Source organism: Roseitalea sp., from assembly GCF_984466335.1.
The window spans coordinates 1-3765 of record NZ_CFIFWG010000221.1 but is presented as its reverse complement, the minus strand read 5'-3'; the positions used below and the strand labels follow the sequence as shown (position 1 = coordinate 3765).

The 3765-nt window shown below is 67.3% G+C and carries 3 protein-coding genes and 1 pseudogene; all 4 read left to right on the top strand.

Annotated elements, in window-relative coordinates; all coding sequences use genetic code 11:
• Positions 1–462: pseudogene (locus tag AC5E6L_RS14665) on the top strand (hydantoinase/oxoprolinase family protein); the annotation flags it as partial.
• A gap of 4 nt (positions 463–466) precedes the next feature.
• Positions 467–1579, top strand: a complete 1113-nt coding sequence (locus tag AC5E6L_RS14660) for an S-methyl thiohydantoin desulfurase family protein (RefSeq protein WP_491774275.1) — start codon at positions 467–469, stop codon at positions 1577–1579.
• Between the two features lie 10 nt (positions 1580–1589).
• On the top strand, positions 1590–2681 hold the full coding sequence (locus AC5E6L_RS14655; RefSeq protein ID WP_491229471.1) for an S-methyl thiohydantoin desulfurase family protein: 1092 nt from the start codon (positions 1590–1592) through the stop codon (positions 2679–2681).
• A 32-nt stretch (positions 2682–2713) separates the two neighbouring features.
• Positions 2714–3765: ABC transporter substrate-binding protein (locus AC5E6L_RS14650; protein ID WP_491774273.1), on the top strand; the 1052-nt coding region annotated here is incomplete at its 3' end.

Here is a 3765-nt window from a genome sequence, read left to right as displayed (position 1 = left end):
CTGGCGGAGATCGGCGATGCCGCGCCGGCACGCGCCATCGGCGGCGAAAGGCTCGCCGCGATCAAGGCGCGCACCGACGCGATGATCGTGAACGCGGTCGAGCGGATGCGGGTTTCGCCGCAGCCGATCCCGGTGCTGGCCGTCGGCGGCGGATCGATCCTGATCCCCGACCAGCTCGGCGAACTGCCGGTCATCCGGCCCGAGCACTTTTCGGTCGCGAACGCCGTCGGCGCGGCGATCGGCCAGATCAGCGGCGAGGTCGACCGCATCTTCTCGCTGGCCTCGATCGGCCGCGAGGAGGCGCTCGCCGCCGCCCGCGCCGAGGCGACCGAAAAGGCGATCGCCGCCGGCGCCCGGCCGGAGACCATCGAGCTTCTCGACCAGGAGGACGTGCCGCTTGCCTATCTTCCCGGCAGCGCCACGCGCATCCGCCTCAAGGTGGTGGGGTCGCTCCATGGATAAGCCAGTGCGCGAAAAGCGCCGCGAGGTGACGCTCGAAGACCTCGAAGCGATCGAGGTCGGCGCGGCGATCCTTGGAACCGGCGGCGGCGGCAACCCCTATATCGGCAAGCTGCGCTGCCGGCAGGAACTGAAGAAGGGCCACCGGATCGAGGTCATCGGGCTCGACGAACTGCCGGACGATGCGATGGTCGTCTCGCTCGGCGGCATCGGCGCGCCGGTGGTCGGCGTCGAAAAGATCGAGCAGGGCGAGGAATGCCTGCGCGCCATGCGCGCGCTCGAACGGGAACTGGGCTGCACGATCGACGCGCTGATCGCCTCGGAGATCGGCGGCGCCAATGCGATGGAGCCGATGCTGACAGCGGCGCAGGCCGGCATTCCCGTCGTCGACGGCGACGGCATGGGCCGCGCCTTTCCCGAGATGCAGATGTGCACCTGGTCGATCTACGGGCACACATCGACGCCTTCCGCCATGGCCGACGAGAAGGGTTCCATCGTCGTCATCCGCGACACGCCCTCGGAGATCTGGGTGGAGCGGCTGGCGCGCGCCAATGTGGTGGCCATGGGCGCCGCAGCCGGCATCGCCATGGCGCCGATGCGCGGCGATTTCGTGCGCCGGGCGGCGATCCCCGACACGATCACCCAGGCCCTGGCGCTCGGCCGCGCCGTACTCGACGCGCAGGCGACCAATGCCGATCCGGTCGGCACGGTGATCGACCAGGAAGCCGGCCGCCTCCTGATGACCGCCAAGATCGTCGATCTGGAACGGCATCTCAAAGGCGGTTTCGCTGTCGGCCACGTCTCGCTCGAAGGCTTTGGCGAGCATAAGGGCCAGGCCGGGCGCATCGACCTTCAGAACGAGTTCCTCGTCTTCCGCCGGAACGGCGCCGTCGAGGTCTGCGTGCCCGACCTGATCGTCGTCCTGGAGGCCGACACCGGCCTGCCGATCACCACCGAGATGCTGCGCTACGGCCAGCGGATCGCCGTGCTCGCCCTGCCCTGCCACGATCTGTTGCGCACGCCCGAGGCGCTGGCCGTCGTCGGCCCCGCCGCCTTCGGCTATCCCGACATCACGTTTCGCCCGATGCCCGGCAAGCCGCCGGGGGCCCAGGACTCTTGAGAGGACGCCCATGTTCGACCCGCTGACCAGGATCACCCGTGACGAGATGGCCGCCATCGCGCTGGGCGGCGCGTTTCTTGGCACCGGCGGCGGCGGCGATCCCTATATCGGCCGGCTGATGGCCGAACAGGCCATCGCCGCCAACGGACCCGTCGAGGTGATCGACGTCGAAAGCCTCGCCGACGACGCGCTCGTCGTGCCCGTGGCGATGATGGGCGCGCCGACCGTCATGCTCGAAAAGCTGCCGCGCGGCGACGAGGCGCTGTCGGCGCTGAAGACGCTTCAAAGGGTGCTCGGCAAGCGGGCCGACGCCGTTTTCTGCATCGAGGCGGGCGGGCTCAATTCGACCATTCCGATCGCCGTCGCCGCATCGGCCGGCCTGCCGCTCATCGACGGAGACGGCATGGGCCGCGCCTTTCCCGAATTGCAGATGGTGTCGATGACCATGGAGGACATCGACGCCTGCCCGATGGCGATGGCCGACGAGAAGGGCAATTCGCTGGTGCTGAACATGGTCGACAATCTGTCGACGGAAAAGTTCGCGCGCGTGGTTACCGTCGAGATGGGCGGGGCCGGGCTCATCGCGCTCTATCCGATGACCGGCGCCGAGGCCAAGCGCGCCATCCTGCGCGGCTCGATGAGCCTGATCCACGCGGTCGGCCGGATCGTCGCCGACGAGCAGGCGGCCAACCGCAATCCGGCCGACCGCCTGGCGCGCGAACTGGACGGCATTCGTCTGTTCGAGGGCCGGGTGGTCGATGTCGATCGCCGCACGGAAGGCGGCTTTGCGCGCGGCTCGGCGCGCATTGAGGGGCTCGATGCCCATGAGGGCCGGCAGCTGACGCTGAAGTTCCAGAACGAATTCCTGATCGCCGAGGACGAAGCGGGAACGCCGCGCGCCATGACGCCGGACCTGATCTGCCTGCTCGATCTGGAAACCGGTCAGCCGATCACCACCGAGCAGATGCGCTACGGCTTCCGCGTCATCGTCTTCGGCCTGAAAAGCGATCCGAAATGGCGCAGCGCGCACGGGCTCTCGCTCGTTGGCCCCGCCTACTTCGGATACGACCACGCCTACAGGCCCATCGAAACCCTGAACTGAGCAACCCGCCACCCAGCAAGGAGGACCACCCCATGACACCGATGCAAACCGTGCGGTTCACGGCCGCCGCCGCAGCGCTCGGCCTGACCGCGACGGCGGCCATGGCGCAGAACGTCGTCACCGTCAATGCGGTGCAGATTTTCGGCACCATCGACCCGGCCAAAATCAACGACTACACCGAATACATGGCCGGGGTTAACCTCTACGAGGCGCTGACGGCGGTCGACGGCGACGGCGCGATCCAGCCGCTTCTGGCCGAAAGCTGGGAGGTCTCCGACGACGCGCTCACCTACACTTTCACCTTGAAGGACGGCATCACCTTCCAGGACGGCTCGCCCGTCCAGGCCAGGGACGTGGTCTATTCGGTCGACCGGCTGATCGCGATCAACCAGGGTCCTTCCTATCTGATCGAGGGCATCCTAGAGGAAGGCTCCGTGACCGCGATCGATGCGCGCACGGTCCAGTTCAAGCTTTCCAAGGCGTTCGCGCCGTTCCTGACCGTCACGCCCGTCATGTTCGTCGTCAATTCCGATGTCGCCGCCCAGAACGCGACCGAGGACGACGCATGGGCCGAGGATTTCATCGCCAACAATTCGATCGGCGCGGGCGCCTTCATGCTCGACAGTTGGAACCGCGGCGCCTCGATGGTCATCAAGGCCTATGAGGGCTATCATCTGGGCTGGGACGATCAGAGCATCGACGAGGTGCGTTTCGTGGTCACGAACGAGGAGGCGACCGTCAAGGCGCTCGCGGCGTCCGGCACGCTGTCCCTTTCCTCGGACGCCCAGGCGCAGGAGACCTACGATTCGATCGGCGCGCTGGACGACTATCGCATCCACAAGTTCCCGACCGCGACCAACTTCTACTTCAAGCTGAACAACCAGCGCCCGCCGACCGATGACGTCAACATCCGCAAGGCGCTGGCCTATGCGACCGATTATGCGCTGATCCGCGAGGAACTGCTGCCCGGCGAGCCGCTGGCCGGACCGATGGCGCCGGTCTTCACCGACGCCTTCGCCGACGATCTCGAACTGCCCGCCTTCGATCTGGAACGGGCGCGCCAATATGTTCAGCAAAGCGCCTA

Coding starts and splice junctions, on each gene's coding strand:
- AC5E6L_RS14655 (WP_491229471.1), top strand. CDS start 1,590: ATGTTCGACCCGCTGACCAGGATCACCCGTGACGAGATGGCCGCCATC.